The following is a 24,996-nucleotide window of genomic DNA, read 5'->3' as shown; positions in this document are numbered from 1 at the left end:
CAGGTTGTTCTACTCCGCCGGCTCGGCGACCTTCTCTGCGGCCGGCTGATAGACCGGCGTCGCCAGGCCCTCCATCCGCGCCTTGATCTGGAGCGCGAGGTGCAGCGAATGGAAGCGTGACTGCATGAGATTGCCGCCCTGGAACCAGAGGCCCTCCTGCGCCGTGGGCTTCCACATGTTGCGCAACTCTCCGACCCATGGGCCGGGATCGCCTTCGGCGCCGGAGCCCAGGCCCCAGCAACGGCCGACCTTGTGCTCCACCTCGGGCGAGATGAGCTTGCCGACGAACTCGTTCATCGGGCGATAGCCGGTCGCGCAGACGATGATGTCGGCCGGGAGATAGTCGCCGCTCTCCATGATGAGGCCGCCCTCGGTGATCTCGGTGATCTCGCCCTGCGCCAGCTTGACCTCGCCGTTGATGATCAGCTCCGATCCGCCGACGTCGATATAATAGCCCGAGGCGCGGCGGCGATAGGCGGCGAGGAAGCCGGTGCCGTCCTCGCCGTGGCTGAGCATGAAGCCGCTCTTTTCCAGCGCCGCATAGAAATCGGCATCGAGCTGCTTGAGCAGATCGGTGAGCCCGACATCGCCGACATCCTGCAGCCGGAACGGCGTGACGGCCATGATCAGATCGGCGAAGTCGGTCGGGATCCTGGGATCGGCATACGGCAGTCGATCGGCCATGCCCCGCATCGTCTCGGCGCGCACGATGATGGTCGGCGAGCGCTGGACCATCGTCACGTCGGCATCGGCCTCCCACATATCCGTGCAGATGTCGTGCGCGCTGTTGTTGGCGCCGATCACGACGACCTTCTTGCCCGCCATGTTGCCCCGCGCCTTGTGATCGGCGCTGTGGCAAAGCGTGCCCTGGAAGCGCTCCATGCCCTTGATCTTCGGCATGTTCTTGGCGCCGGACAGGCCGGTGGCGAGGACGAATTGCTTCGGCTTGAGCGTGATTTCATGGCCGTCGCGCATCACGGTCACGGTCCATTCGCCCGCCGCCTCGTCATAGCGCGCGCCGGTGCACACGGTGCTGCTCCAGATGTTGAGCTCCATCGCCTTGGCATAAAGCTCCAGCCAGTCGCCCATCTTGGCGGCGGGCGTGTAGAGCGGCCAATGATCCGGGAAGGGCAGATAGGGGAAATGATCCATGAAGATGCTATCATGGAGGTGCAACGACTTGTAGCGTACCCGCCAGCAGTCACCGGGGCGGGGCAGTGCGTCGACGACCAGGGTCGGCACGCCGAGCCGCTTGAGGCGCGCGGCGAGTTGCAGGCCGTTCTGGCCTCCGCCGATGATCAGACAGTATGGCTGGACGGTGTGGCCGAGCGTCTGCTCCTCCTCGGCGCGATGATCGGGCCAGAAGGTGCGCCCCTTGGCGGCCTTGTGCTCCAGTCCCAGCGGACGGCGCGGGCCGCCCGGCTCCTCGAAGCCGATCAGCTCGACGATCGCGGTGAGCAGGAGCCTGGCCTTGCCGCCCTCGAGCTGGACATGGCCGCGGGCTCGCGCGGTGGCGGTCTCGAAGGTGAACCAGCCCTGATTCTCGTCGGTGAGTTGCAGGGACGGATCGTCGAGCGTGAAGCCGCCGGCCTTGATGGCCGGCTGTTGCGCGCGGATCATCGCTATGATCGCGTCCAGGCCTTCGAGGGTCTCGATCGACCAGCTCATCGTGACCAGATCGCGCCAGTAGCTGTCTTCCACGAACAAAGCCGACCAGTCGGCCGCCGCTGGCGCCGCCAATGCCTGCTCGAAATCCGCCAGCCAGTCGCCAACACTGCGCGTCATCTTCGACTCCTTTGCCCGGTCACGGGTGTTTCAAGCATGTTTTGCGTCATCGTGGCGCTGCTGCTGCACGGGCACAAGCATTGGTGCCGTCCCTTCCGCCACGGTTTACAATGGCTTCCGGCGCAATCTTCGCTAACTTCTTGCATATGAGCATATTGAAAAATTAAAAAGTCTGTCTTTCAATAACTTATATCGGTTGTTCTGATCACGTAGCGCGACTGTAGGACAGAGTTTCAGGCGATCTCCCTGCCCGCCGTCTCCCTGGTGAGAAAGATCCATATCAGGGCAGCCAGGACCGATGCCGCGCCGAAGGTCAGGAAGATGTAGGTCACCGATCCGGTCGCCTGCAGGATGCCGCCGACGAGCAAAGGCGTCAGCATCGAGGCGGCGCGCGCGGTGCTGCTCATCGTGCCCAGCGCGAGGCTGCGGATGCGCGTTTCGAAAATCTCGGCGGAATAGGGCCAGAGCACCATCGCGCCGAAGGCGATGCCGACGGCGCCGGTGATGGCCAGGGTGGCGACCATCGGCACGGCCGAGATCGGCAGGAAGGGAATGCCGAACAGGGCGATGCCGCCCAGCGCCGTGCCGATCAGCGCGGGAGGCCGGCGGCCGACCCGGTCGATCGTCTGGCGCAGCAGCAGCGGCACCAGGATCATGATGGTCGAGGTGATGAAGCCGAACGACAAGGCTTCCTTCAGCGGCACCTTGAACACGCCGACATAGAGGGACGGCATCCAGGTGGTGAGGCCGAACGAAACGAGATAGGTCAGGAACCAGAGCAGCAGCATCGTGACAAACTCGCCGCGCACGCCCGGCGCGAGGAGCAGCGCGAAGGGGACGCGCGCCTCGGCCGGCTGGTTGGCGGCATCAACGCCGGGTCGTGCCTGACCCTCGCCGCAGCCGAGCCGGGCCAGCGCCTTCACCGCATCGGCGATGCGCCCGCGCGCGGCGAGCCAGCGCGGCGATTCGGGCAGCATGAAGGTGAAGGGCAAGATGAGCAACGGGATGAGGCCGACCGCGAAGACCGGCCGCCAGCCATAGTCCGGCACGACGAGCGCGCTGACCACCGAGGCGAGGCCGAAGCCCGCGATCATCAGAAACTGGAAATTACCAAAGAAGCGGCCCCGCGTCGCGTTGGGCGCGACCTCGTTCACATAGGTGATGGCGATCGGCAGCGCGCCGCCGATCGCGAAGCCCTGGACGAGGCGAATGACGAGCAGGTGATTATAGCTGTCTGCGATCGCGCAGAAGCCGGCCAGCACGCTCATGATCGCGACCAGCCAGCGCAGGATCGGCAGGCGGCCGTAGCGCTCCGCAACCGACCCGAAGAAGATCGCGCCGACCAGCTGGCCGCCATAGCCCGCCGAGATCAGCGAGCCGGCGGCAAGCGGCGAGAGCGTCCAGTCCGCTATGATCACAGGGAGCGCATAGGCGATGACGATGCTATCCCAACTGTCGAACAGCATGAGCAGGCCGAGCAGGAACGGCGCGCGGGTGCGGACTTTCCAGTCGCCCGTGCCGTCGAGCGCCTGGCCGACCCAACTCGGGCCCGTGCCTATGTCTGCCGCGCGGCCCTCAGCCATTGCCCTCTATCCTCTCGCGGGCCCTGTTTTTGCGTGCCCATATGTTTCGTGTCACAAAACGGCATTCCGCTTGTCAACACGTAGTTGGGGATCGAGGATCAGCTTTGGTGATGCTTGGATGGAAGAATATACTTGCGCTTCATCCCTCGTCATTCCCGCGAACGCGGGAATCCAATTTGGCCTTGCGCCTGATAGGCGACGGAGCGGCTGGATTGCCGCGTTCGCGGGAATGACGAAGATGAAAGGTCAGCGCCCGCCCGACACGTTGATCACCGTGCCCGTGATGAATGAGGCGGCTGGCGAGGCGAGGAACAGCGCGGCCTCGGCCACTTCCTCCGGCTTGCCGAAGCGGCGCAAGGGGATCGTATTGACCCGCTCGGGCCAGCGGGTGGGATCGTTGCTGTCGGTGTGGATCGGGCCGGGCGAGACGGTGTTCACGCGGATGCCGTCCTCAGCCACCTCCTTGCTGAGCGCGGTCGAGAGAATGTGCAGCCCGTTCTTGTAGGCGGCATACCAGACGCCGAAGCCGGGGCTGCCATTCTCGGCAGCGCGCGAGCCGATGAAGACGATGTTGCCGCCCTGCCCGCCGCTCCTGGTCGACATGCGGCGGATTGCTTCGGCAGCGGCGAAATGGGCGCAGAGCAGGTTGAGGTTCATCGAATGGCGCAGGGTCTGCGTCGAGACGTCGATGAAGTTGGAGGGCGGACCACCGAACCCGCCGGCATTATAGACGAACGCGTCGAGCCGACCGAACGCGGCATCGCACTGCGCGAACATGCGGGGCACATCCTCCTCCTTCGACATGTCGGCCTGGATGACGGCGGCCTTGCGGCCCTGCGCGCGGACATGCTCGGCGACGCTCTCGGCGGCGTCGCGATTGGTCACATAATTGACGGCGACGTCATAGCCGCGCTCGCCGGCCATGCGGGCAATGGCGCCGCCGATGCTGCGGCTGCCGCCGGCGATGAGGAGGACGGGTGCGGACATTGGGTTTTCTCCCGGTTTCTCAGCGCGCGCCGCTGACCATGAGGCTGGCGGACGAGGTGAAGGAGGCTTCGTCGGAGGCGAGGAACAGCACCGCCTTGGCGACTTCATCGGCGCGGCCATAGCGGCCCATCGGGATCTCCTGGATGCGGTCCGGCTGGCTCACCTCATTGTTCATGTCGGTCGAGATGGGGCCGGGCGAGACGATATTGACGCGAATGCCTTCGGCCGCGACTTCCTTACCGAGCCCGTAAGTGAAGGCATCCAGCGCACCCTTGCTGGTCGCATAGGCGATCGCCCGCCCCGGCGCGCCATAGAAACCCGCGCGCGAGCCCATGAGCACGATGCTGCCGCCCGTGCCGCCGCGCTTGGTGGACATGCGCTTGATCGCTTCCAGACAGGCGATCTCGGCACCGAGCAGGTTGATCTCCATCACGCGGCGCAGATCGGCCCAGTCGGCATCGGCGAGGCGGGACGGCCGAGGCAGGATGCCGGCATTATTGACGAGGCAGGTCAGCCTGCCCAGGCCCGTATCCACTTCCTCGAACATGCGCACGATGTCGGCCTCGACGCCGAGATCGGCCTTCACCACCAGCGCCCGCCGCCCCTTGCCGCGGATCTCGGTGGCGACCTGCTCGGCCTCGTCCGGCTTGCTGGTATAGGTCAATGCGACGTCATAGCCGCGCTCCGCCGCGAGCCGGGCGATAGCGGCGCCGATGCCCCGGCTGCCGCCGGTCACGAGCATGATGGGTGATGCCATGGCGCCTGTTTCCTGTTCTGGCGCTGCCCGGATGTGGCGCGCGCCGTTTCCGTCGCACGCCCGCCGATGGCGCGCTTGCTCCCGGGGGAACTAGCTCATGTCGGGGGCGGAAAGCCCCCGACCTCACATATCAGTAAAAGGCGCCGTAGATGATGTCGGCAATGCGGCCGGTGCGGACGTTGACCAGCAGCAGGTCGGGCCCGTAGCGCACCCAGCGATAGCCGACCGGCGGCGGCCCCACACCCAGATCGTAATAGCCATCATAGAAATAGCTCTGCGACAGGAACAGGCGCGGCAGAATGAGGCCGATTACCCAGCGCCGATAGCGATAGCCGTGCGGATACCGGAACACCGGACCATGGATCGGGCGGAACTGCGGCGGCCGCCCCGCGCCGGGCCGATGCGGCGGCAGGGGCTTCACGGGCCTGGGCGGTTGCGGCCTAGGCGGCTGGGGCCGGGGCGGTTGCGGCCGCGAGGGCCTGGCCGGCTGGATCTGCGGCCCACCGGGGCCGGGACGTGGCGGCTGGATCTGGGAACCGCCCGTGCCCGGGCGCGGCGGCGGATTCGTCACTGGCGGGCGTGGCGACTGAGGTCGCTGGCCGCCCTGATGCCCGGGACCGGGCCGCGCAGGCCCATCGCGACCGGGAGCCGGCTGCGGCCCCTGCGCCAGCGCGAGTTCAGGAAGAACGAGCAGGGCTGTCAGCAAGACCAGACGTTTCATGGCGATCGTCTCCCGCGCAATTTCGCACAGGTTATACTTGAGCCCGTCTGGTCACAAGCCGCAAAGATTTCAAGGATATCGCCGCGCGGAAAAGCCGGACAGTCCGCCTCGTCTCACAGCCGCAGCGCCCGCGAAATGTCCGCCGCTGCCTGCTTGACCGCCTCGATCTGCTTGCGGGCCGGCTGGTGGGGAATGAACTGGATCGAGCTCATGATCGAGACCATCGCGACCAGCTCGTTGCGGTGATCGCGGATCGGGGCGCTCAGCGCATTGATGCCGAGCACGATTTCCTCGGGCGCATCGGCCCAGCCCTGCTGATGGACGCGCAGCAACTCGGCGCGCAGCGCATCAAGATCGACGATCGTATTCTCGGTATAGCGGTTGAGCGGGGGCGTCGGCAGCCGGCCATGGCGGATGAAATCCTCGGCGAGCAGCAGCTTGCCGGCCGCGGTCGCATGGCGCGGCATGGCCTCGTTGGAACTCATCACCACGCCGATCAACGCATTGCCCTGGATCGATTCCACGATCGAGACGCTGTCGCCATAGGCCAGGCTGAGATTGACGGTGTGCCCGAATGTGTCACGCAGGCGGCTGAGCGTCGGCCGGGCAATGCGCACGATGCTGTCATGCGGCGTCAGTGAGGCCGCGCGCGACAGAGCGAGCAGGCGCGGTCCGGCCGCATAGCGCTCGCTGCCCTCGTTCTGCACGGCATAGCCCTGATCGACCAATGTGCGCAGGTGGCGGAACACACGCGCCTTGGTGGTGTCGAGCGCCTTGGAGAGCTCGGTCACGCCGACCGTATCGCGCGTCGCCAAAGCTTCGAGAATCTCCAGCACGAGGCGGATCGCCATCACGCCGCCCGTGGTGCCCGTTTCCAGCTCTGCGCCGCCTATCACCCTGCTTGCCATCCACACCCTCTGCCATGATCGCGCCGGCCATGAAACAGCCGATTGGGCCGCATGTCATAAAAGCGTCCCTGCGCGACCGGCCATCCCTCGTTTCCGAGCCTTCCCCGCGGGACCGATGCAGATCAGAGCGGCGATGTCTGGCATCCTGCGGCCCGATCCTATATGCGGCGGGCCAAAGCGTGCCGAGGACAGCTCGGCCGAGAGCGAAATCCTGTTTCCTTCCACGAAACGATAACGGAGAGGCTGATGCCGCGAATTCCCTACCCGGATGTGTCCAAGCTCGAGCCGCAGGTGCAGAAGATGCTGGCCGGCACGCCGCTCAATATCGTGCGCATGGCGGCGCTGGCCTCGCCCGCCGCGTTCAAGGCGGCCGGGGAGCTCGGCTATGCCCTCTCCACGCCAGAGAATCTCGATCCGCACCTGCGCGAGACCGCCATCCTGCGCGTCGGCTATCTCACCAACAGCAAATATGAGCTGCACCAGCATCTCAGCATCGCCAAGGCCGTCGGCCTCACCGACGCGCAGATCGAGGCGATCGGCTCGATGCATTATGACCGGCTCGACCCGACCATGGCCGCCGTCGCCCGCTTCACCGACGATGTCGTGCGCAACGTGGCGCCAAGCGACGAGAATCTGGCCGCGCTGCGCGCGCTTGTGTCCGACCGGGTGGTCATAAATCTCGTCATGTGCATCGGCCATTACGGCACGGTCGCGCGGATCATCGGCGTGACCGGGATCGAGCCGGATGAGGAAGCGCTGAAGCATCTGCCAACCAACGAGGACGAGCAGGCGCAATAGGGTTCTAAAAGCCCCTCCCCCCTTCAGGGGAGGGGGAGGGGTGGGGGCGATGCGCAGCATCGTACGCAAAGCGAACAATCGGAAAGGTGGGGCCCCACCCCAACCCCTCCCCTGAAGGGGAGGGACTAAGTCAGGATCATTCGCTCGTGACATCGTAACCCGAAGCTCCTAAACGCCCGCGCCATGTACCGGCTGATCAGGCAATCGGACCTCGCGCGCGGCTTCCTCGCCGTGGCGATGGTGCTTGCGCTGCTGATGCGGATCGCGGTGCCAGCCGGCTTCATGCCGACCAGCATCGACGGCAAGCTCGTCGTCCAGCTCTGCACGGGCACCGGCCCGGCGACGATGACGCTCGACATCGGCAAGGACGCGCCGGCGCCGGACAAGCACAAGATGGCCGACAGCCCCTGCGCCTTCTCCGGCGGCTTCGCGGGTGGGCTGATCGACGCCGTGGCGCCGGTCGTGCTGGCGCCTGCCCTTGCCCTGCTGCAACTGGTGAACGGCGCGGCCATCGCGGACCTCACCGTCCATCGCCTTGCCGCGCCACCTCCCCCCGCCATCGGACCGCCCCTCCCCGCCTGACCGCCATGCGCGCCGCCTTCGCTGCGCGCTTTCTTGCGTTCAGTCTTGGGGGATGACCCGTGCATATTTCTTGTCTCGCGCTCGCTGCCGCTTTGGTCGCGGCACCCGCTATGGCCCAGCAGGCCGACACCACACCGACCGACGATGAAAGCCATGACACCATCCTGGTCGTCGGCCAGCAGGACGCCCCGATCACGGTCGTGCCGCGCGGCCTCTCCGTCTCGCTCGGCAAGGCCGAATTCGGCGCGATCAATGCGATCAACGTCGAGGATCTGATGAAATACGCGCCCAATTTCTACGTGCGCAAGCGCTTCGCGGGCGACGACAATGCCGTGGTCGCGCTGCGCGGCGCCAACACGGTGCAGAGCGCGCGGACCATCGTGTTGGTCGACGGCTTCGTCGTCTCCAATTTCCTCGGCAATCGCTACGATTATCCGCCCAAATGGAATGTCGTCGGCCCCTCCGAAGTGCGGCAGTTCGACATCGTCTATGGCCCTTATTCGGCGCGCTATGGCGGCAACAGCATGGGCGGCGTCATCTCCGTGACGACGCAGCAGCCCGAGGGCACATCGGCCTACGCGACCGCGCAGCGTTTCGTCATGCCGTTCCGGGAATATGGCGTTGACGAGACCTTCACCGGCTACAGCCTCGAGGGCGGGATCAGCTGGAAGCAGACCGACGGCCCCTGGAGCATCCGCGCAAGCGGGCGCCATTTCGACAATGTCGGCCAGTCGATGACCTATAATCTGCTCACCGCGACGACCGGCGCGGGCACGCCGGTCAGCGGCGCCTTCGCCGATCCGCGCCTCGCAACGCCGGTGTTCGGCGGCGCGTCCCCGGTCGATGTGACGCAGGATCAGGCGCGGCTGCGTATCGGCTATGAGACGGGCGGCGGCTGGACGATCGAGGCACTTGGCTTCGCCTGGAAGACGAAGCAGGATCTGACCGATCCGCGCAGTTTCCTGACCGATGCAGGCGGCAACCCTGTCTATCAGGGCAAGGTCAGCTTTGGCGGTAAGACCTGGAACGCGACCGGGCTCACCTTCTCCGTCACCCAGCGCACCGAATATCTGGCAGGCCTCAAGCTTGGCGGGCCGATCGGCGACTGGGACGTCTCGGCCAATCTCTCGCACTACTGGATTCCTCAGCAGGACAGCCGCACATCGACCAGTTATGCGACCGGCGCGGCCTCTGGCGCGGGGACGCAGACGATCCAGAACAGCCCCGGGTGGTGGACGGGCGACCTCACTGTGGAGCGCGCGCTGGGGGCGCACAAGCTCGCCTTCGGCGCCAATGCCAATCTGTACGAAACCGATCAGGACATATTCGCCACGACCAACTGGCGCACGGCGGCCGCGCCGGTCTTTTCCGCCGCGACCTATGGCAAGACCAGCCTCTGGGGCCTGTGGATCGAGGATGCGCTGGCGATCGGCCGGGATTTCACCCTGACCGCCGGCCTGCGCTACGACCGCTGGCGGGCCTTCAACGGCGGCATCGGCGCGCGCTCGGCCGGGCGGCGCGTGGACGTCGCTTATGCGGATCGCGCTGATGACTCGATCAGCCCCAAGCTCAGCCTGCAGGGCAAGCTGCCGGGGGAGATCGACCTGCAGCTGAGCTTTGGCACCGCGACCCGTTTCCCGACCGTGGGCGAGCTGTTCCAGGGGCGGTTCGACGAGATCAGCCAGAGCATCGATCCGCAGAGCTTCGACCCCAATCTACGGCCGGAAAAATCGAAGGACGCCAATCTCATCCTCGTCCGCCGCTTCGGCAGGCTGCGCGCGACCACGAGCCTCTTCTGGCAGGATATCGACGACGCGATCTTCAGCTTCTCCGGTCTCAACCAGTTCGGTACGGTCGTCACCAGCTACAAGAATGTCGACCGCGTGCGACAGATCGGCGCCGAGTTCATCGTCGAGCTGAAGGACATCGCGCCGGGCCTCGACATCGACGCCAACCTCGCCTGGACCGATGCGCAGACGCTGCGCAACAAGGCCAATCCGGCAGCGGAGGGTGTCCAGTTTCCGCGCATCCCGCGCTGGCGGGCCAATGGCAATATTCGCTGGCACGTCGCGCAACCGGTAAAGCTCTCGCTCGGCTGGCGCTTCGCCACACGGCCCAACAGCGACCTGTTCGGCCTTGTGCGCGGCGATGCCTATGGCTTCCAGAGCGAATATGCCTTTGTCGACACCCGCGCGTCCTTCGCGCTCAACAAGACGATCGAACTCAGCCTCGGCGTCGACAATCTCTTCAACGACCAGGCCTATGTCTCGCATCCGCTACCACAGCGGACCTTCGTGGCCGACATCAAGGCGAGGTTCTGACCATGGCCATTTCGATCAATCGCGCCGCCGTCTATCGCACCATCTGGCGCTGGCATTTCTATGCCGGGCTGTTCGTCATCCCCTTCATCCTGCTGCTCGCGCTCACCGGCGCGGCCTATCTGTTCAAGCCACAGGTCGAGCGCTGGGAGGAGGCGCCGTTCCGCAGCGCTCGGGTGGATCGCGTGGTGGTGCCGAGTGCACAGGTGACTGCCGCGCTCGCCGCCTTCCCGGGATCGAGCTTGGTCAGCTACCGGCTACCCGAGCGGCCGGGCGACGCCGCGATGATCCATGTCGCGCTCGCCGACGCAAGGCGATGCGCGACATATTCGTCGCGCCGGACGGGGCAGTGCGCGGCAGTCTCGATCCCGAGGAGCGGCTGATGGAGGTCGACAAACGCATCCACGGCCAGCTCCTCCTTGGCAAGCGCGGGAGCTGGCTCGTCGAGCTGGTCGCGAGTTGGGCGCTTGTGATGATCCTCTCCGGGCTTTACCTCTGGTGGCCTAACAACCAGGGACTGACCGGTGTGCTCTGGCCCCGGCTGACCCGCGGCAAGCGCCTCTTCTGGCGCGACCTGCACGCAGTGACGGGCTTCTGGATCTCCGGCCTCGTGCTGGTGCTGCTGGTGACAGGCCTGCCATGGGCGGGCCTGTGGGGCAGCGCCTTCAAGGCAGTGCGTACCGAGCTCGGCTGGGTGAAGGCAGAGCAGGACTGGACGCTGGGCGGCGAACCGGCCGGCGGCGATCTCCATGCCGGGCACGACCACGAGGCGATGATGGCGGGGCAGCATCACGCCGGCCATCATCCCGTGTCGCTGGCCGGGCTGGACGAGATTGTCGTCGCCGCGCAGGGCGAGGCGATGGCCTATCCGGTGCTGGTGACCCCGCCTGGCGCGCGCGGCCCCTTCGGCAAGCCGGGCGTGATGGCCTGGACCGTCCGCTCCGACGCGCAGGACCGGCCGCTGCGGACGACGATCACCTACGATGCCGCAACCCGCCGCGAGACTGGCCGCGAGGGCTTCGCCGACGGCCACGTCGTCGACCGCGTCGTCGGCTATGGCATTGCCTGGCACGAGGGGCAGCTTTTCGGCTGGATCAACCAGCTGATCGGCGTGCTGACCGCCATCGGGTTGATCACATTGGCGGTGAGCGGCTTCGTGCTCTGGCGGCGCAGGAAACCGGCCGATGCACTCGGCGCGCCGCCACCCGCCTCCGTCCCGGCGCGGATGGGCGGCGCGGTGGCGATCCTGCTGGTGCTGGCGGCGCTGCTACCGCTGCTGGCGCTGTCGCTGATCGGGCTGTGGCTGTTCGAGCGGCTGGCCTTGCCGAGGATGCCGGGGCTGGCACGGTGGCTGGGGATTCCGGCTACCGGGACCGCGATTAACCCCCCCGTTGGGTGTGGCGCCACGGCGCCAAAATTGGCCACTGCGCAATCCGTGTCTCGACTTCGCTCGACACGAACGGAAGATGAGTGAGTCAATCCGCCTCGCAAGGACCATCCGGGTAAGCGAGCTTCGGATCGGTGAGAAAGCTCTTGTCGGTCAGCGCTTCCAGATACGCCACTAGCACCGCTTCCTCGTCGGATCGCAGGGTCATGCCTTTGTGCCGCCGGATCGCCTCCGTCAGCGTCTCCGTCGCGCCGTCGTGGAAATAGGGCGCGGCGACGGCGACATTGCGCAGGCTCGGCGTGCGAAACCGGTCCTGATCACGCGTCTTCGCCGTCACGTCGCCCAGCCCGCGATCGCGCGGATCGGGTGCGCCGGTCGCGACAGCATGGAAGCGATCGTCGGTGAAGTCAGGGCCGGCATGGCAGGATGCGCAATGCCCCCTGAACAAAGCGGCCCCGCGCTGCGCTTCCGCCGGAATGGCGCTCGCATCGCCCCGCGCGAACCGGTCCGCCGGCGCATCGCGCGAGACCAGACTGCGCTCGAAGGCCGCCAGCGCCCGCGTCACCGTCGGCAGGCCGATCGCACCCTGCTCCTGCGGAAAGGCGGCGCGGAAGAGCCTCGCATAGCAGGCATTGCGCCCAAGCCGCCGCGCCAGCTCGGCTTCCTGCCCCTTCATCCCCATCTCGACCGGATGCGTGCCCAGCATCGGCACCAGCGCCTGCGCCTCCAGCGTGCGGATCGAGCCATCGCCCCAGGTCAGGCTCCTGCGCTCGCCGACGTTGGCGAGGCCCGGCACGTTGCGGCGGCCAGCCTCGCCGGTGACGCCGGGATGGCTGCGCTGGCCTTCCGCGAAACCATGATGCTGAAGATGGCAGGTCGAGCAGGCCATGCTGCCGTCGATCGAGAGGTCGCCGTCATAGAAGAGCCGCCGACCCAGCGCGATCCGCGCCGTCTCCTTCCTGGCATTGGGAGGCAGCGCGCGCCGATCCACCGCCTGCGCGGCGGCCAGCCCGAGGACCAGCGCCACTGCCGCCAGCAGCGGCGTCGCGACGCGGCGGATCATCTGGATGCTGTCGTCACCAGGACGCGGATCCGCGGACTGCCATTACCGACGATCTGCAGCACATAGACGCCGGGATCGAGCCGGAAATCGACCATCTTGCGCACGCCCGAGCAATCCGGGCCATGGCCGTGGCTGATCGATTCAAGGCTCTTGCCGTCCGACACGACATCCAGCCACGCCGCGCTGTCGATCGCGACGCGATAGACGCCCGCCTTCACGACATGGAAGGCCGCCACGCCGCCGCTGCTGACCGATCCGCCCGGCCGCTCAGGGCGCAACGCATATGTGACGCTGGGCGTGGGCGCGAGGGCGAGATCGACGGCCTGCCCGATCTCCAGGCCCGCTGCCGATGCCGCTGCGCCATCTGTCGCGGCAGTCAGCGCATTGGGCGTCTTCCAGCTCGCCAACTCCGGCGGCAGCGCGGCCGAGCTCGCCGGGCAGGCTGCGCCTGATGGCTCGGCCATCTGCTGCGCAAGGGCCGGCGCCGACGCGGCGGCAAGCAAAGGCAGCGCGAGGAAGGTGAGGCGTTTGCGCATCAGTAATGGCCCTTTTGAAATTGGTCTATATTTTGACATATACAGGATACTATCTCCCTTCATATACGGCCTGCCGCGCCGTTCGGCGCATAAAAATTGAAGACCGAAGGGGAAAATCTCGTGAAAGCCCGCCTGCCGTGCGCCGTCAGCCTGCTCATCGCTTTGCCCGCCGCCGTCCAGGCGCAGGAGGCCGGGAATGATGCGGACGCCAAGTTCCGGCTCGGCGAGATCGTCGTGACCGGCCAGCGCGGCGAGGGCGTCGCGATGGGCAGCGACACGGTCAGCCAGGCGGCGCTGGAAGCCTTCGGCAAGGTGCGGCTGGACGAGGCGGCGAACCTCATCCCCGGCGTGACAATGGGCAACAGCGGCGGATCGCGCAACGAGCGGCTGATCTTCGTGCGCGGCTTCGACCGCTTTCAGGTGCCGCTCTCGATCGACGGCATCCGCGTCTATCTGCCCGCCGACAACCGCCTCGATTATGGCCGCTTCCTGACGCCGGACGTTGCCGAGATCCAGGTCGCGAAAGGCTATGCATCGGTGCTCGACGGGCCGGGCGCGATGGGCGGCGCGATCAACCTCGTCACTCGCAAGCCGGCCAAGGAACTGGAAATCGAGGGCCGCGCCGAGATCGATCTCGACCGCAACGCCGACTATGCCGGCTACACCAGCTTCGGGCTCGTCGGCACGAAGCAAGGCACATGGTATGCGCAGGCGAGCTATGCGCGCAACGTCACCGATCACTGGACCTTGCCGGCGAGCTTCGTCGCGAAAGTCCCGGCCAATGAGGATGGCGGCGACCGCGACTTCTCGAAGAGCGCGGACAGCCGCGTCAACCTGAAGGCCGGCTTCACGCCTAACGCGACCGACGAATATTCGATCAGCTACACGCATCAGGAAGGCACGAAGAACGCCCCGCTGCACATCAGCGACACCAGCAACGCCTCGCTGCGCAACTGGAGCTGGCCCTATTGGGACATCGAGAGCTACTATTTCCTCTCGACCACCGCGCTCGGCGACAAGGCGACGCTCAAGACGCGCGCCTACTACAGCAATTACGACAATCTGCTGCGCTCATGGGACAATCGCAACCAGAACAGCCAGGCGCTCCCGCGCGCCTTCAACAGCCCCTATTCGGACAATGCCTATGGCGGCTCGCTCCAGATCGATATGAACCTGGTGCCGCAGGACCGGCTCAGCCTCGCGTTCCACTATCGCCACGACGAGCATCAGGAGACGCAGACCAGCCGGCCGGATTCGGTCACGCCCGCGCCGACCGTCGAGCCGGTCCAGACCAGCGACGAGCGCAACTGGAGTATGGCGGCCGAGAATCGCTACGCCTTCACCCCGCAGATCACGCTGACCCTGGGCATCAGCTATGACTGGCGCGACACGGATCGGGCGCAGGAATATGGCGTGCCCGCCGGCCAGACCGGCGCATCGCGGCTCTACCAGTTCCCGCTGCGCAATGCCGAGGCGGTCAACGGCCAGGGCCGGCTCGACTGGACGGGCGAAAATGGCGACAAGCTCTATGCCAGCGTCTCCTCGCGCGCCCGCTTCCCGACTCTGTTCGAGCGCTTCTCCAGCCAGTTCGGCACCGCCGAACCCAATCCGGACCTCAAGCCCGAGCGCGCGATCAACTATGAGGTCGGCGGCGCCAAGAACTTCGGCGCATTGCACGTCTCGGGCGCGGTGTTCGTCTCGCGGATCAAGGACGCGCTCGTCTCGGTACGCCTCGCCAGCAACCGCAACCAGCGCGTCAACATCGGCTCGGCCGACTATGCCGGCGCCGAGATCGCGACCGACTATAGACTCGGCGACACGCTGCAGGTCGGCGGCAACTACAGCTATATCCACCGCAGCTTCGATGTCGGCACGGCGCCGATCGGCGGCTTCATCCGCCAGTTCCAGCTGACCGACGTGCCCGATCACAAGGGCTTCGGCTATGTCTCGTGGAAGCCGCTGCCGGGCCTCGAACTGCTGCCCAGCGTCGAATGGGCGGGCAAGCGCGTCACCGTCACCCCGGCGACCGCGAACAACGACGTGCCAGTCTATTACAAGACCGGCCGCTATGTCCGCGCGGATGCGAAGATCAGCTACGCCGTGCTGCCGAATGTCGAGGTGGGCGCGGGCGTGCGCAACCTGTTCGACGAATATTATGTGCTGACCGACGGCTTCCCGGAAGCGGGGCGCAGCTACTTCTTCAGCCTCAGGGCGAAATATTGATCGGCCGCCACCCCGGCTCCGGCCGGGGTGGCACAAAGGCGCGCTATCGCCGCACCGTCACCCCGAAGGTGACGGCATTGGGCGTCGCGCCGTCGAGATAGCGCCCGGCCAGCAGATCGAGATCGACCCGGCCGCCGGCAACCGTCCAGCGCAGGCCGGTCTGGCCGCCCATCTTGCCGCGGCTCCGGCCGAACGTCTCGGCCATCAGCCCGAGCCCGGCGCTGATCCGGATTTCCACCTGACCGCCTGCGAAGAGGTCATGCGCATCGGTCGCCCGCGACCATTGCCAGCCGGCATCGACGTTGAAGCGCAGGATGTGGCCGGCGGGGATCGTCAGCGGCATGATCAGCGATGCCGTCTCGAACCGGCCCCGGTCGAGGCCGAAGCCGAGGCTGCCCGACAGGCCGATGCCGAGGCCGCGCTGCTCCGGTCGCAGCACCAGCTTCGACGACAGGCCGGCGACCGTGTCCTGCTCGCCTGCCGACCAGCCATGCGTGACGAGCCCGCCCATCTCCAGATTGGGCCAGGCCGTCCGCGTGCAGCCCGGCGTCACGTTGACGAGGCCACCGTCGCTCGTCGCCGATACCCAGGTCTCGACATGGCAATCCCCGGGCGTCTCGACAGCGGCATCGTCCACGACATGCGCACCGCCCGCCCCGAAAGCCGGTGCGGCGGTGAGCAACGCGCACGGCAGCCAGGCACCGCGCGCGCCCTTCACAAAGTGGCGTCGTTGGCTGTGTCGGTCAGGTCGTCGGCGCGCGGTTGCGACGACAGATTGAGATGCTGGTCGCCCGCCATCGCCAGCAGCAGGTCGATCTTGTCGTGAAGGTTCGCGATCTGCGCCTCCGAGCGGAGATTGGTTTCATAGTCCATGCGCGCGTCGAGCCTGTCCTTCGCTGCCTGGCGGTTCTGGCTCATCATGATGATCGGCGCCTGCAGCGCGGCCAGCATGGAGAGCATCAGGTTCAGAAATATGAAAGGGAAGGGATCGAAGGCGTGGCGCGCGAGCACCACCGTGTTGAGGATGGCCCAGGCGACCAGCAAGACACTGAAGCCGATGATGAAGGTCCAGGAACCGCCGATCGACGCGACGCGATCGGCCAGGCGTTCGCCGAAGGTCGAGCGCTCGTCGAACAGCTCGTTGACATCCTGAACGTGCGGAGCCCGCAGGAAGGGGCCCGTGAAGAAACGGAGTGCTGCATTCATGTGCTCACCTCAGGCGACCGTACCGCTTGGCGGCGCCGGTGAGCTGATTGTCAGATCAGGTCGCCAGCTCCCTCGGCGGGACGGTCCTTCGACTATGGTCGTTGTCAGACATTGGTCCCTCAGAGAGGAAGTTGCGGATCGACTCCGCGCGGAGCCGCGGCCCAGATGGTCCGCTTCGCAAGCCGCGTCAAGACGGCGGAAAGGCCCCCGGACATTTCTTCCGGGCGGGCCCTGACTCAGTAGCGATAGTCAAGCGCGATGCGGATCGTGCGCGGCCGCTGCGGCGTCACGAAACCGCCGGACGAGGTCTCGAACGGCGTGCCCAGCGCGAACTGGTTGCCCTTGGTGTCGAGCAGGTTGGTGAGCGTCACCGAGACGCCGCGCCGGTCATTGCCCCACCGTGCGGTGGCGCCGGTGTCGACATAATCGCCCTGTTCGTCGCCCAGCTTGGGGCCGATGCCGAGGCGCGAGGGGCCAAGATATTTGAACCAGGCGTTGAGGCGCAGGTCGTTCGCCCCGCCCATCGGCACGCGATAATCGATGCTGCCTTGCATCGCATAATCGGCGACATTGGGAATGCGGCCCAGCGCCGCCGTTGGTCCGAACGTGCCGATCGTGCCGAGCGCGGGCATGCCGAAGGATGGCCCGGTGACCGGCAGCGCGAACGTAGCAAAATAGGGCAGGCGCGCGATTTCCGGCGAGAGCGCAAGTACCTTGCTGTGATTATAGACGGCGTTCAGCTCGATCTTGAGATCGTCGGACGGATAGAAAGTGATGCTGCCTGCGATCGACGTGATCCGTCCGTCGCCGATATTGGCGGTGCTCGGCAAGCCGTTGCCGTCGATGAAATCGGCCTGAATGTCGCGCCAATAGGCATGGGCGAGTGAGAGGCTCGCGGCGACGCCCCGCTGCGGATCGCTCCAGCGCGCGCCGCCCTCCCAGCTTTCGACATGATCGTTGCGGAACTGGCGCACGAACATGCCCTCGATCGCGAGGCCCCCGGGGCGGAAGCCTTCCTCGTAGCGGACATAGAGCGTCACATCCGGCGCGACGCGGGCGAGCAGTTCGGCCGAGGGCAGCAACTGCGTCTCCTGCCGCTCCGCCGTGATGTCGATGCCCGCCGCCCGGAAGAAGGGCTGCACATCTTCCGCCATGCCGCCCAGGCGGCTGTGCGTCAGCCGGCCACCCCCGCTCAGCAGGATGCTCGGCAGGAGCTCGATGCTGAGCTTGCCATAGGCGGTGAACTCGGTGACCGTGTTGGTGACGCCGGTCGTGGTGGCGCGGGTGCGGCCCTGCTCGAAGGACCGCTTCTGCACCGTGTTGTTGTCGATCGCGCTGAAGCCGAGCACCCAGCCCAGCCCATCCTCGACCGGATGCCACAGCCGCGTCTCGTTGACCCACATATGGGTGCGGTTGCGCTGCTCGAATAGATTGGGCGCGTCGCCCGGCTTGGTCGCGTTGAAATGCTCGTCGAGCACGTGGTTCACATAGGCGTTGGACGTCTGGAACTTGATGTCGCCCCAGTCCTTGCGCACGACGATCGTCGCCATGCCGTAATGGGCGTCGCTGCCCTCGACCACCGGGCTGGAGCGGGTGAGCGGCGGTCCACCCCGATCGGCATATTGGCTGTCGTCGATGACGGTCGACTGATAGATGCCGCCGACGTCGAGCGTCCAGGCATTGCCGAGGTCGAACCGCACGTCGCCGCGCCCGCCGGCGATCCGCGAGCGATTGACGTCATTCTCGCCGCGCAGCGGATTGTCGATATAGCCGCCCTCGCTGATGCCATAAGCGGTGAAGCGGGCGGCATGGCGCCCGTCGCCGAAGGGCAGGTTGACCGTCGCGGCCAGATCGCCACCCGGCGCACCATGCTGGGTCGCGCTGACCCCCGCCTCGGTCTGCAGCATGAAGCCGCGCGGATCGGGGTCGTTCGGCACCATCCGGATGATGCCGCCCAGCGACCCCGCGCCGTAGAGCGTGCCTTGCGAGCCTTCCAGCACCTCGACCTGCTTGATGTCGTGCAGGCGCAGGTCCGGATCGGGCGCGTTGTAGGAAAGGCGCAGATCGCCATAATATTGGCCGACCGTCGCCTGGGTCGGCCCGGTGAAACTCGAATCGGCAATGCCGCGGATGAACAGCTTGTTGCGCCCCGGCCCGAGATGCGTCGAGGCGACGCTGGCGAGGCGCGAGAGCACGGCCTCGGTGCCGCGCTCGCCGCCGAAATTGAGATCCCGCCCGTCGAGCATGTGCACCGTGCCGGGGAAGTCGCTGTACGGCTGGTCGAGCTTGCTCGCGGTAACGATGATCGCCTCGCCGTCGTCATTGTCGACGGTCGGCAAAGGTTGTGGCGCCGGGCGATGCTTGCGCACGCGAACCTCCTGCGCGCTCGGCATGACCGCATCGATCCGCCAGCTCGTCGCGCTTAGTTGCACCGCGCGACTGTTCGTGCCGGCCAGCATACGCGCCAGCGCCTCGCCCGCTGACATGGTGCCGCGCACGCCGCGCACCCTCGCCCGCCAGAGCATGTCGCTGGTGACGCTGATGCTGATCCCGGTCTGGCGCGCAAGCTGCGGCACGCGATCGGAGAGGCGGCCCGATGGAAGATCGATCTTGCGCTGCTCCTCTGCGCACGCGGGCGCACCGGCGCAAACCAGCGCGACGGGAGCCACCAGCCCGATGGACGACAGCCTCATCACCTGGAGAGCGTCCACCCCCCTGACTCCTGCGTCGCGCGCGTGCCGGAGAGCGCCGCGAGATCGCCGACGACGCGGGCCTCATCCGTCCCTGTCTGGAGCGCGCCGCGGAACAGGATCGTCGCCGCTGCGGGCGAGGTGCGCACCTTGATGCCGGTCGTGCGGGCGAGTTCGGCAGCGACATCGCCCAGCGGCACGCCATCATAGACGAGCTGCCCGCCCCGCCAGCCGCCGACCGCTTCGGCATTGACCGTGGAGAGGCGAGCCTCTGAGCCGTCGCGGACCGCGAGGCGTTTGCCGGCATCGACCCGGACATTCTGCGCGCCGGGATTATAGACGACCGCGCCTTCCGACACGGCGACGACGAGCTGGCCATCCGTGCGCGTCACGTCGAACACCGTGCCGACATCGACGAGCTGCACGTCACCGACCGTCACGCGGAACGGCGCATCGACCCGATGGACGACCGAGAACAAGGCCTGCCCTCGCTCCACCACGGCCTTGCGCGGATCGTCATGGCTGAGCACCACCGACGAACCGCCATTGACCGCGATGCGGCTGCCGTCCGGCAGCTTGATTTCCTGCATCTCGCCCATCGCCGTCTCGATCCGGTAGCTGTCGGTCTCGCGACTGAGCATATTGAAGCTGATCACGCCGACCAGGCAGGCCGCGACCGCTCCGCCCATCCAGGCCCGACGGCTGAAGCGGCGCGGCGCGAGGGGAACGATGGTCTCGTCGACATCGTCATTGGCGGCGCCGTCGGCAGGCAACGCCACGACCTCGACCGGCGCCCGCACGGACAGATCGCCCAGATCGCCATCCAGCGCCGCGAGCTCATAATAGATATCGCTATGCGCCGGATCCTGCGCCATCCAGTCGGCGAAATCCTCCCAGGCATCGAAGGACGGATCGCGCTGGCGGATTACCCAGTCGAGCGCGCTCGCCTCCACGTTGGGGTCATGCGTCATCGGATTGCCTCCGCACGGCAAGCAGGGCGGCATAGGCGCGGCGCAAATCGCTCTCCACCGTGCTCAGGCTGACACCCAGCTCCACGGCGATTTCCCGCTGAGGTACGCCATCCAGCCGGAAACGCCGGAAACAGCGCGAGGCCCGCTCGCCGAGCGCGCTCAGCGCCGCATCCATGCGAGCGAGTTGCTCGCGCACGATCAGCCGCTCCTCGGCGCTCGGATCGGGCGTCACATCCTCCACCGCGCCGCGCGCTTCCGTCCAGGCCTGATCGCGCACCCGCGACTGCCGCTCGGCGCGATAGCGATCGACCATCAGATTGTTGGCCGCGCGATAAAGATAGGCGAGCGGATTGCCGACCGGCCCGCTCGGCCGCTGCGTCACGCGCATCCACAACTCCTGGAACAGATCCTCGGCGGCATCCCCGGCGCCATGCGATTCGAGAAAGCGGATGAGCTGCGCGCGATGCGCCAGCAACACGGCGTCCATGCCCTGCCCGGCGATTTTCCCTGCCTCGCTTGTCATGATCTGCCCGTCGCGGCTTTCCGGCCTGATCCTGCGCGCGCCGCTTCCAAGCGCCGCGCGCACACCCAACCCCCCGGTCGACCGGGCATATAACGCGGTGGCCCCCGCGCGCAAGGGTGGTCCGGTTCTCGGTCTTTCTGGGTTCATGATCGGACTCATCGGGCACGGGACGGACATCTCGCTAGGTTGGGGTTGGGCAAGAGGGAGCTGCGTGGTGGGGGGCACTTCAAAAACTCCCTCTTGCCCGCGCATCGGCTCTAGGGGCGCTAGAGACCGATGCGGAGACTGGCGCGAATGGAAAGAGCCCAGTCGCTTTGATACTGCTCGGCGCCGAGCTCGCCACCGACCTGGAATCCGCTGTTGCCGGCGACGCCGCGCAAGTGACCGACCCAGCCGCTCGACTGATCTTCGGGCAGCAGAGTGAACTGGGTGCCTCCATTGAACTGGGCAACCGTGTTGCCGAGCTTGCCGCCGACGATCTCGCGACGGCCGGCCTCCAGCTCGAGGCGCGACCAGCCGGCCCACTGATCCTCGCCCCCGAAGTTGAGGCCGATGACGCCACTGCCGGTCACGGCGAACTGCTCGCTGGTGCGCGATCCCACGATCAGATTGAAAGCGTCGCCGCCACCGGTCTCGGCATAGCCTTTCTCGTGCAGGCGGAAATAATCGACATTGACGACCGGGCGCAGGGCGATGCCGCTGCCGTCGCCGAAGTCATAGGACAAGGTGCCCGAGGCCGAGTAGAGCCGCGCGGTCCGATCACCGCTCGCCGTCAGCGCCACCGCCGTCGTGCCGTTCATGCCCGAGAAGTTGCGCGTGCCGTCGAGATCGACGATGCCGACCGAGCCACGCGCCGTGGCCCGCAGTCCGCCCTTCTTCAGGCGCCAGTAGCCGGCAAGCTCATAGGTGCTGGCGACGACTTCGTTGGCCGCTTCCGTGCCGCGATTGCGGCCCCAGTAATAAGCCAGCGACGCGCCGAAATTGCCGAGGCCGGTCTTGATCTCGCCGCCAGCGCCAATGCCCCAGCCGGACGTCTCGTAGGCGGCTGTGTCCCCGCGCCCCTTCTCGCCGCCCCAGGCGATCTGGTTGATCCAGTAGCCCCATTTGCCCTCATCCTTGAACGGCCCCGTCGGATCGTCGAGCATGCGGCTGAAGGTGCGGACGCCCTGGACCACGGCCTGGAAAGTGCCGCCGGCATGATCGGGCAGCATCTGACGCAGGGTCGAGCGGAACGTGTCGCCATCGGAGATGCTGAGGAAGGCGCCGGCAACGTTCGCATCCTTGGACAGCGCAGCATAGACCGGATCGAACGCGGCGGCTTCCGAGCGATTGAGGCCGAGGTCGCTGGTCGACTTGCGGCCAAGCGTGACGTTGAGATTGTTGCCGCTGGTCGAGAGCGTCGCGGTGTAAAGGAACGGAACGAGCGTGGTATTCGCAGTGACATTGCTCGCGCCGGTCAGGGTTCCGGCGGTGAGCGCGACATGCGTACCGACAGCGGTGTTGATGTCCTTCACCTTGATCGCGAGCACCGAGCCGGTGTCGAAGCTCGCCGTGCCGGTGACGGTGAGGATCGGCACGCCGGTCCCGGCGACACCCAGCGTCACGCCGAGGATGCCCTTATTGTTGACGGTCAGGCTGGAGATGGTGCTCGCCGCGTTCACGTCCAGCTTACCGCCCGCCAGAGTAACGGCGAGATTGCCCGCATTGGCGAAGCTGCCGGTATAGATCGACCCGCTGGCGACATTCAGCGTGCCGGCCGCGCCGCCGAAATCGCTGATGCCGCTGAACTGCGACGTGCCAGCCAGCGCCATCGTCGCGCCACCCGTGCCGAAGAAGACATTCCCGGTGTAGATGGTGTCGCCGCTGAGGTTCAGCTTGTCGGCGCCGCCCTGGAAATAGGTATTGCCGGTGACGGTGCCGTCGGCGAGGTCGAGCAGATTGTTGCCGGAGCCGAAGCGGATGTCGCCGGTGATGCTCGGCGCAGTCGTGGTGGTCACCACGGTCTGCTTGATCGTGCCGTCGGCCGTATTGCCGGACAGGTCGATGGCGATGTTGCGGCCGGTGCCGGCCGTCGCGCCGGTCGCCGAGATGGTCCCGCTATTCTCGATCAGGGTGAGCGTGTTCGACTTGTCGAGGATGGCCGTGGCCGATCCGTCGACGCCGGTCGTGACTGCCTTGATCGTGCCGCCATTCTTGATGTTCGGCAGCGAACCGCCCTGGTCGATGATGATCGCGGCGGCGAGCGAGCCGGCCGCATTACTGCCGGTGCCCGAAATGGTGCCGGTGTTCTGGAGGAGCGGCGTCGTGGCGCCCGCGCCGATGCGGATGCCCGTCGCCGAGACGGTGGTGGAGGTGGCTGAGATGGTACCCGTCACGCCGATTCCGCCGGCGATGTTGACCGTGCCGCCCAGCCCGCCGACCTGAAGGCCGGTCGCGGCGACGCCGGTGTAGAGGCCGATGCCCGAAATGCCGCCATCGACGATCAGGCCATAGCCCGTTCCCGTCGCCGGGACGGCGCCGATGGTGATGTTCTGGCTGGCCGAGCCGATGACCATGGCCGGCGCGGCGCCATAGGATGTGACCGCGGCGGTGGTTTCGTTGGCGTCGAGAATGCCGTCCTTGTCCACGTCCGTGTCGGTCGTGCTGGTCGTCGGCGGCTTGGCGAGGATGATGCCGCCGGCGACATTGCCCTGGACGATCACGGCCGATCCGCCCTGCAGCAGATCGTCGGCATCCAGAGTGGCCGTGGAGGCTGGCACCGTGGTGTAGCGATAGCCGGTCGCGCTGATCGCGCCCTGGATGGTTAGCGTGCCGCCGATGTCGCCGCCGAAGCGCGCGCCGATCGCGTCGACACCTTGCGCGGAGACGGTCCCGGCGAGGCGGACGTTGCCGCTGACGCTGCCCGCCTGCACGCCGATCGCGCGGTCGCCGAGCACGGTGGTAGTGCCATCGTGCGAGAAATTGCCGGTGAGCGGACCGCCAAGGCGGATGCCATAGCTGTCATTGCCCTCGACGCTGATCGAGCCAGCCGTCGTCTGGGTGATGTTGCCGGTGAAGGCGCCCGATGTCGCAATGCCGGTACGGCCCGTGCCGACCGCGAAAGGCCCGTCCAGGTCGCCGTCATTGTCGGTGTCGGTCGCGGTATAGGTTTCGTCGACCGTGATCTTGCCGGCATTGGAGATGCCGCTGGAAGCCCCGGCCAGGGCCACGATGCCCGTGGCACCATCGGCATTGCTGATCGCGATCGAGCCCTCGTTGTTCACCTTGTTGGCGCTATCGATCAGGACGCCCGGCCCGGTACCGGTCAGCTGGATCACGCCGGTGGAGGTGATGTGGATGTCATCGGCGGTGCCACTGTTCGCAGTCGAGGTGCGCGCCGAGGTGGTCACCGTGGTGGTGATCGTCGTTTCAGCATGACCGGCGGTGGCGAGGGCGATGCAGCAGGTCGAGGCAAGCAGAAAATGACGCATGAAGGCTCCGGTTGATAATTCCCCCAAGCCGGCCGACCGCCAGCTTGCAGTCCCATGACGGAGCCGTGGCCGCGCAACCTTGGCGAGGCGCCCCTTGTCGCGTGGAAAGCAGAAGTTGATTGCGCGTACGTTTTTATGAGCGATTACGTAGAGAATGACACCTGCTCCACGCCTTGCCACCAGCGAATCGAGCATGCGCGGGACGCTGCGCAGCTGGCGCGCGGCGCTGCGCCGTACATTCCTGCAGCCGGACAGCATCACCCTGCTCTCGCTCGCGCCCGAAGATGTGGCCAAGCGGCTGGCTGGAGCCCACTCACCCTCCGCCTGAAATTCCTACCTTCGCTCGGCACGAAGGGGGGAGATGAGCGCTCCTGCCCGCCCCGTGAAATGCCCGTGAAAAACAAAGATTGAATCTGTCCTCCATCAGTGGCTTGATCATTTCAGATCGAACGATAGCGCGGCTAGAGATTGGCCGGACGAATCCCGGG

The 24,996-nt window shown here is 66.6% G+C and carries 19 protein-coding genes and 1 pseudogene; 6 read left to right on the top strand and 14 right to left on the bottom strand.

Annotated features, from left to right (window positions below):
• Positions 1-9 precede the first annotated feature (9 nt).
• From KK488_RS12870 to KK488_RS12845, 6 genes are all read right to left on the bottom strand, one after another.
• Positions 10-1,785, bottom strand: a complete 1,776-nt coding sequence (locus tag KK488_RS12870) for a flavin-containing monooxygenase (RefSeq protein WP_214624090.1) — start codon at positions 1,783-1,785, stop codon at positions 10-12.
• Between the two features lie 233 nt (positions 1,786-2,018).
• A complete protein-coding gene (locus KK488_RS12865) occupies positions 2,019-3,368 on the bottom strand; it encodes an MFS transporter (RefSeq protein ID WP_214624089.1) in 1,350 nt (449 codons plus the stop codon).
• 246 nt (positions 3,369-3,614) lie between these two features.
• Complete coding sequence (locus KK488_RS12860; protein WP_214624088.1) at positions 3,615-4,355, bottom strand: SDR family NAD(P)-dependent oxidoreductase; 741 nt, start codon at positions 4,353-4,355, stop codon at positions 3,615-3,617.
• 19 nt (positions 4,356-4,374) lie between these two features.
• Positions 4,375-5,112: an SDR family oxidoreductase gene (locus KK488_RS12855; protein WP_214624087.1), complete on the bottom strand. Its 738-nt coding sequence runs from the start codon at positions 5,110-5,112 to the stop codon at positions 4,375-4,377.
• A 130-nt stretch (positions 5,113-5,242) separates the two neighbouring features.
• Positions 5,243-5,833 carry an RcnB family protein gene (locus KK488_RS12850; protein WP_214624086.1) on the bottom strand — a complete coding sequence of 197 codons (591 nt, stop codon included), beginning with the start codon at positions 5,831-5,833 and terminating at the stop codon, positions 5,243-5,245.
• 113 nt (positions 5,834-5,946) lie between these two features.
• Positions 5,947-6,741, bottom strand: coding sequence for an IclR family transcriptional regulator (locus KK488_RS12845; protein ID WP_214624085.1), 795 nt, complete (start codon positions 6,739-6,741; stop codon positions 5,947-5,949).
• 246 nt (positions 6,742-6,987) lie between these two features.
• Here KK488_RS12845 and KK488_RS12840 point away from each other — a divergent pair, with 246 nt between their 5' ends.
• From KK488_RS12840 to KK488_RS12825, 4 genes and pseudogenes are all read left to right on the top strand, one after another.
• The gene (locus tag KK488_RS12840; protein WP_214624084.1) at positions 6,988-7,539 is read left to right on the top strand and encodes a carboxymuconolactone decarboxylase family protein; all 552 of its coding nucleotides are present in this window, start codon (positions 6,988-6,990) and stop codon (positions 7,537-7,539) included.
• 183 nt (positions 7,540-7,722) lie between these two features.
• Positions 7,723-8,121, top strand: coding sequence for a hypothetical protein (locus tag KK488_RS12835; protein ID WP_214624083.1), 399 nt, complete (start codon positions 7,723-7,725; stop codon positions 8,119-8,121).
• Between the two features lie 59 nt (positions 8,122-8,180).
• The gene (locus KK488_RS12830) at positions 8,181-10,442 is read left to right on the top strand and encodes a TonB-dependent receptor (RefSeq protein ID WP_349356893.1); all 2,262 of its coding nucleotides are present in this window, start codon (positions 8,181-8,183) and stop codon (positions 10,440-10,442) included.
• A 2-nt stretch (positions 10,443-10,444) separates the two neighbouring features.
• Positions 10,445-11,913: pseudogene (locus tag KK488_RS12825) on the top strand (PepSY-associated TM helix domain-containing protein).
• A 1-nt stretch (position 11,914) separates the two neighbouring features.
• On the opposite strand, the gene KK488_RS12820 reads toward KK488_RS12825, so the two are convergent.
• Positions 11,915-12,889, bottom strand: a complete 975-nt coding sequence (locus KK488_RS12820; RefSeq protein WP_250890381.1) for a cytochrome-c peroxidase — start codon at positions 12,887-12,889, stop codon at positions 11,915-11,917.
• Positions 12,886-13,425: a homogentisate 1,2-dioxygenase gene (locus KK488_RS12815; RefSeq protein WP_214624082.1), complete on the bottom strand. Its 540-nt coding sequence runs from the start codon at positions 13,423-13,425 to the stop codon at positions 12,886-12,888. Before KK488_RS12815 ends, KK488_RS12820 begins: the two co-directional genes overlap by 4 nt.
• 120 nt (positions 13,426-13,545) lie before the next feature.
• Here KK488_RS12815 and KK488_RS12810 point away from each other — a divergent pair, with 120 nt between their 5' ends.
• Entirely contained in the window at positions 13,546-15,648 is a 2,103-nt protein-coding gene (locus tag KK488_RS12810; RefSeq protein ID WP_349356892.1) for a TonB-dependent receptor plug domain-containing protein, read from the top strand.
• 43 nt (positions 15,649-15,691) lie between these two features.
• Here KK488_RS12810 and KK488_RS12805 read toward each other — a convergent pair whose 3' ends face one another.
• The 6 genes from KK488_RS12805 to KK488_RS12780 all read right to left on the bottom strand — a co-directional run bounded on the left by KK488_RS12805 (position 15,692) and on the right by KK488_RS12780 (position 24,508).
• Positions 15,692-16,366: a PA4824 family protein gene (locus KK488_RS12805; protein ID WP_214624081.1), complete on the bottom strand. Its 675-nt coding sequence runs from the start codon at positions 16,364-16,366 to the stop codon at positions 15,692-15,694.
• A complete protein-coding gene (locus KK488_RS12800; RefSeq protein WP_214624080.1) occupies positions 16,363-16,854 on the bottom strand; it encodes a DUF1003 domain-containing protein in 492 nt (163 codons plus the stop codon). Before KK488_RS12800 ends, KK488_RS12805 begins: the two co-directional genes overlap by 4 nt.
• Positions 16,855-17,090: 236 nt before the next feature.
• Positions 17,091-19,565, bottom strand: coding sequence for a TonB-dependent receptor (locus tag KK488_RS12795; protein WP_349356891.1), 2,475 nt, complete (start codon positions 19,563-19,565; stop codon positions 17,091-17,093).
• Positions 19,547-20,515 (bottom strand): FecR family protein, encoded by a 969-nt coding sequence (locus KK488_RS12790; RefSeq protein WP_214624079.1) that lies wholly within the window; start codon positions 20,513-20,515, stop codon positions 19,547-19,549. Before KK488_RS12790 ends, KK488_RS12795 begins: the two co-directional genes overlap by 19 nt.
• Positions 20,505-21,002, bottom strand: a complete 498-nt coding sequence (locus tag KK488_RS12785; protein ID WP_250890380.1) for a sigma-70 family RNA polymerase sigma factor — start codon at positions 21,000-21,002, stop codon at positions 20,505-20,507. The genes KK488_RS12790 and KK488_RS12785 overlap by 11 nt, the downstream gene beginning before the upstream one ends.
• 302 nt (positions 21,003-21,304) lie before the next feature.
• Positions 21,305-24,508, bottom strand: coding sequence for an autotransporter outer membrane beta-barrel domain-containing protein (locus KK488_RS12780; protein WP_214624077.1), 3,204 nt, complete (start codon positions 24,506-24,508; stop codon positions 21,305-21,307).
• A 154-nt stretch (positions 24,509-24,662) separates the two neighbouring features.
• On the opposite strand from KK488_RS12780, the gene KK488_RS12775 reads away from it, so the two are divergent.
• Positions 24,663-24,836 carry a hypothetical protein gene (locus tag KK488_RS12775; RefSeq protein ID WP_214624076.1) on the top strand — a complete coding sequence of 58 codons (174 nt, stop codon included), beginning with the start codon at positions 24,663-24,665 and terminating at the stop codon, positions 24,834-24,836.
• Positions 24,837-24,996: the final 160 nt, after the last annotated feature.

It is taken from the genome of Sphingobium nicotianae, from assembly GCF_018603885.1.
GTDB classification, from domain to species: Bacteria; Pseudomonadota; Alphaproteobacteria; order Sphingomonadales; family Sphingomonadaceae; genus Sphingobium; species Sphingobium nicotianae.
The sequence above is the reverse complement of the archived record's forward strand: the minus strand, read 5'-3'. Positions and strand labels throughout refer to the sequence as shown.

Bases quoted from the DNA above. Each gene is read 5' to 3' on its own strand.
- KK488_RS12870 (WP_214624090.1), bottom strand. From the start codon at position 1,785: ATGACGCGCAGTGTTGGCGACTGGCTGGCGGATTTCGAGCAGGCATTG.
- KK488_RS12865 (WP_214624089.1), bottom strand. From the start codon at position 3,368: ATGGCTGAGGGCCGCGCGGCAGACATAGGCACGGGCCCGAGTTGGGTC.
- KK488_RS12860 (WP_214624088.1), bottom strand. From the start codon at position 4,355: ATGTCCGCACCCGTCCTCCTCATCGCCGGCGGCAGCCGCAGCATCGGC.
- KK488_RS12855 (WP_214624087.1), bottom strand. From the start codon at position 5,112: ATGGCATCACCCATCATGCTCGTGACCGGCGGCAGCCGGGGCATCGGC.
- KK488_RS12850 (WP_214624086.1), bottom strand. From the start codon at position 5,833: ATGAAACGTCTGGTCTTGCTGACAGCCCTGCTCGTTCTTCCTGAACTC.
- KK488_RS12845 (WP_214624085.1), bottom strand. From the start codon at position 6,741: ATGGCAAGCAGGGTGATAGGCGGCGCAGAGCTGGAAACGGGCACCACG.
- KK488_RS12840 (WP_214624084.1), top strand. From the start codon at position 6,988: ATGCCGCGAATTCCCTACCCGGATGTGTCCAAGCTCGAGCCGCAGGTG.
- KK488_RS12835 (WP_214624083.1), top strand. From the start codon at position 7,723: ATGTACCGGCTGATCAGGCAATCGGACCTCGCGCGCGGCTTCCTCGCC.
- KK488_RS12820 (WP_250890381.1), bottom strand. From the start codon at position 12,889: ATGATCCGCCGCGTCGCGACGCCGCTGCTGGCGGCAGTGGCGCTGGTC.
- KK488_RS12815 (WP_214624082.1), bottom strand. From the start codon at position 13,425: ATGCGCAAACGCCTCACCTTCCTCGCGCTGCCTTTGCTTGCCGCCGCG.
- KK488_RS12800 (WP_214624080.1), bottom strand. From the start codon at position 16,854: ATGAATGCAGCACTCCGTTTCTTCACGGGCCCCTTCCTGCGGGCTCCG.
- KK488_RS12790 (WP_214624079.1), bottom strand. From the start codon at position 20,515: ATGACGCATGACCCCAACGTGGAGGCGAGCGCGCTCGACTGGGTAATC.
- KK488_RS12785 (WP_250890380.1), bottom strand. From the start codon at position 21,002: ATGGACGCCGTGTTGCTGGCGCATCGCGCGCAGCTCATCCGCTTTCTC.
- KK488_RS12780 (WP_214624077.1), bottom strand. From the start codon at position 24,508: ATGCGTCATTTTCTGCTTGCCTCGACCTGCTGCATCGCCCTCGCCACC.
- KK488_RS12775 (WP_214624076.1), top strand. From the start codon at position 24,663: ATGACACCTGCTCCACGCCTTGCCACCAGCGAATCGAGCATGCGCGGG.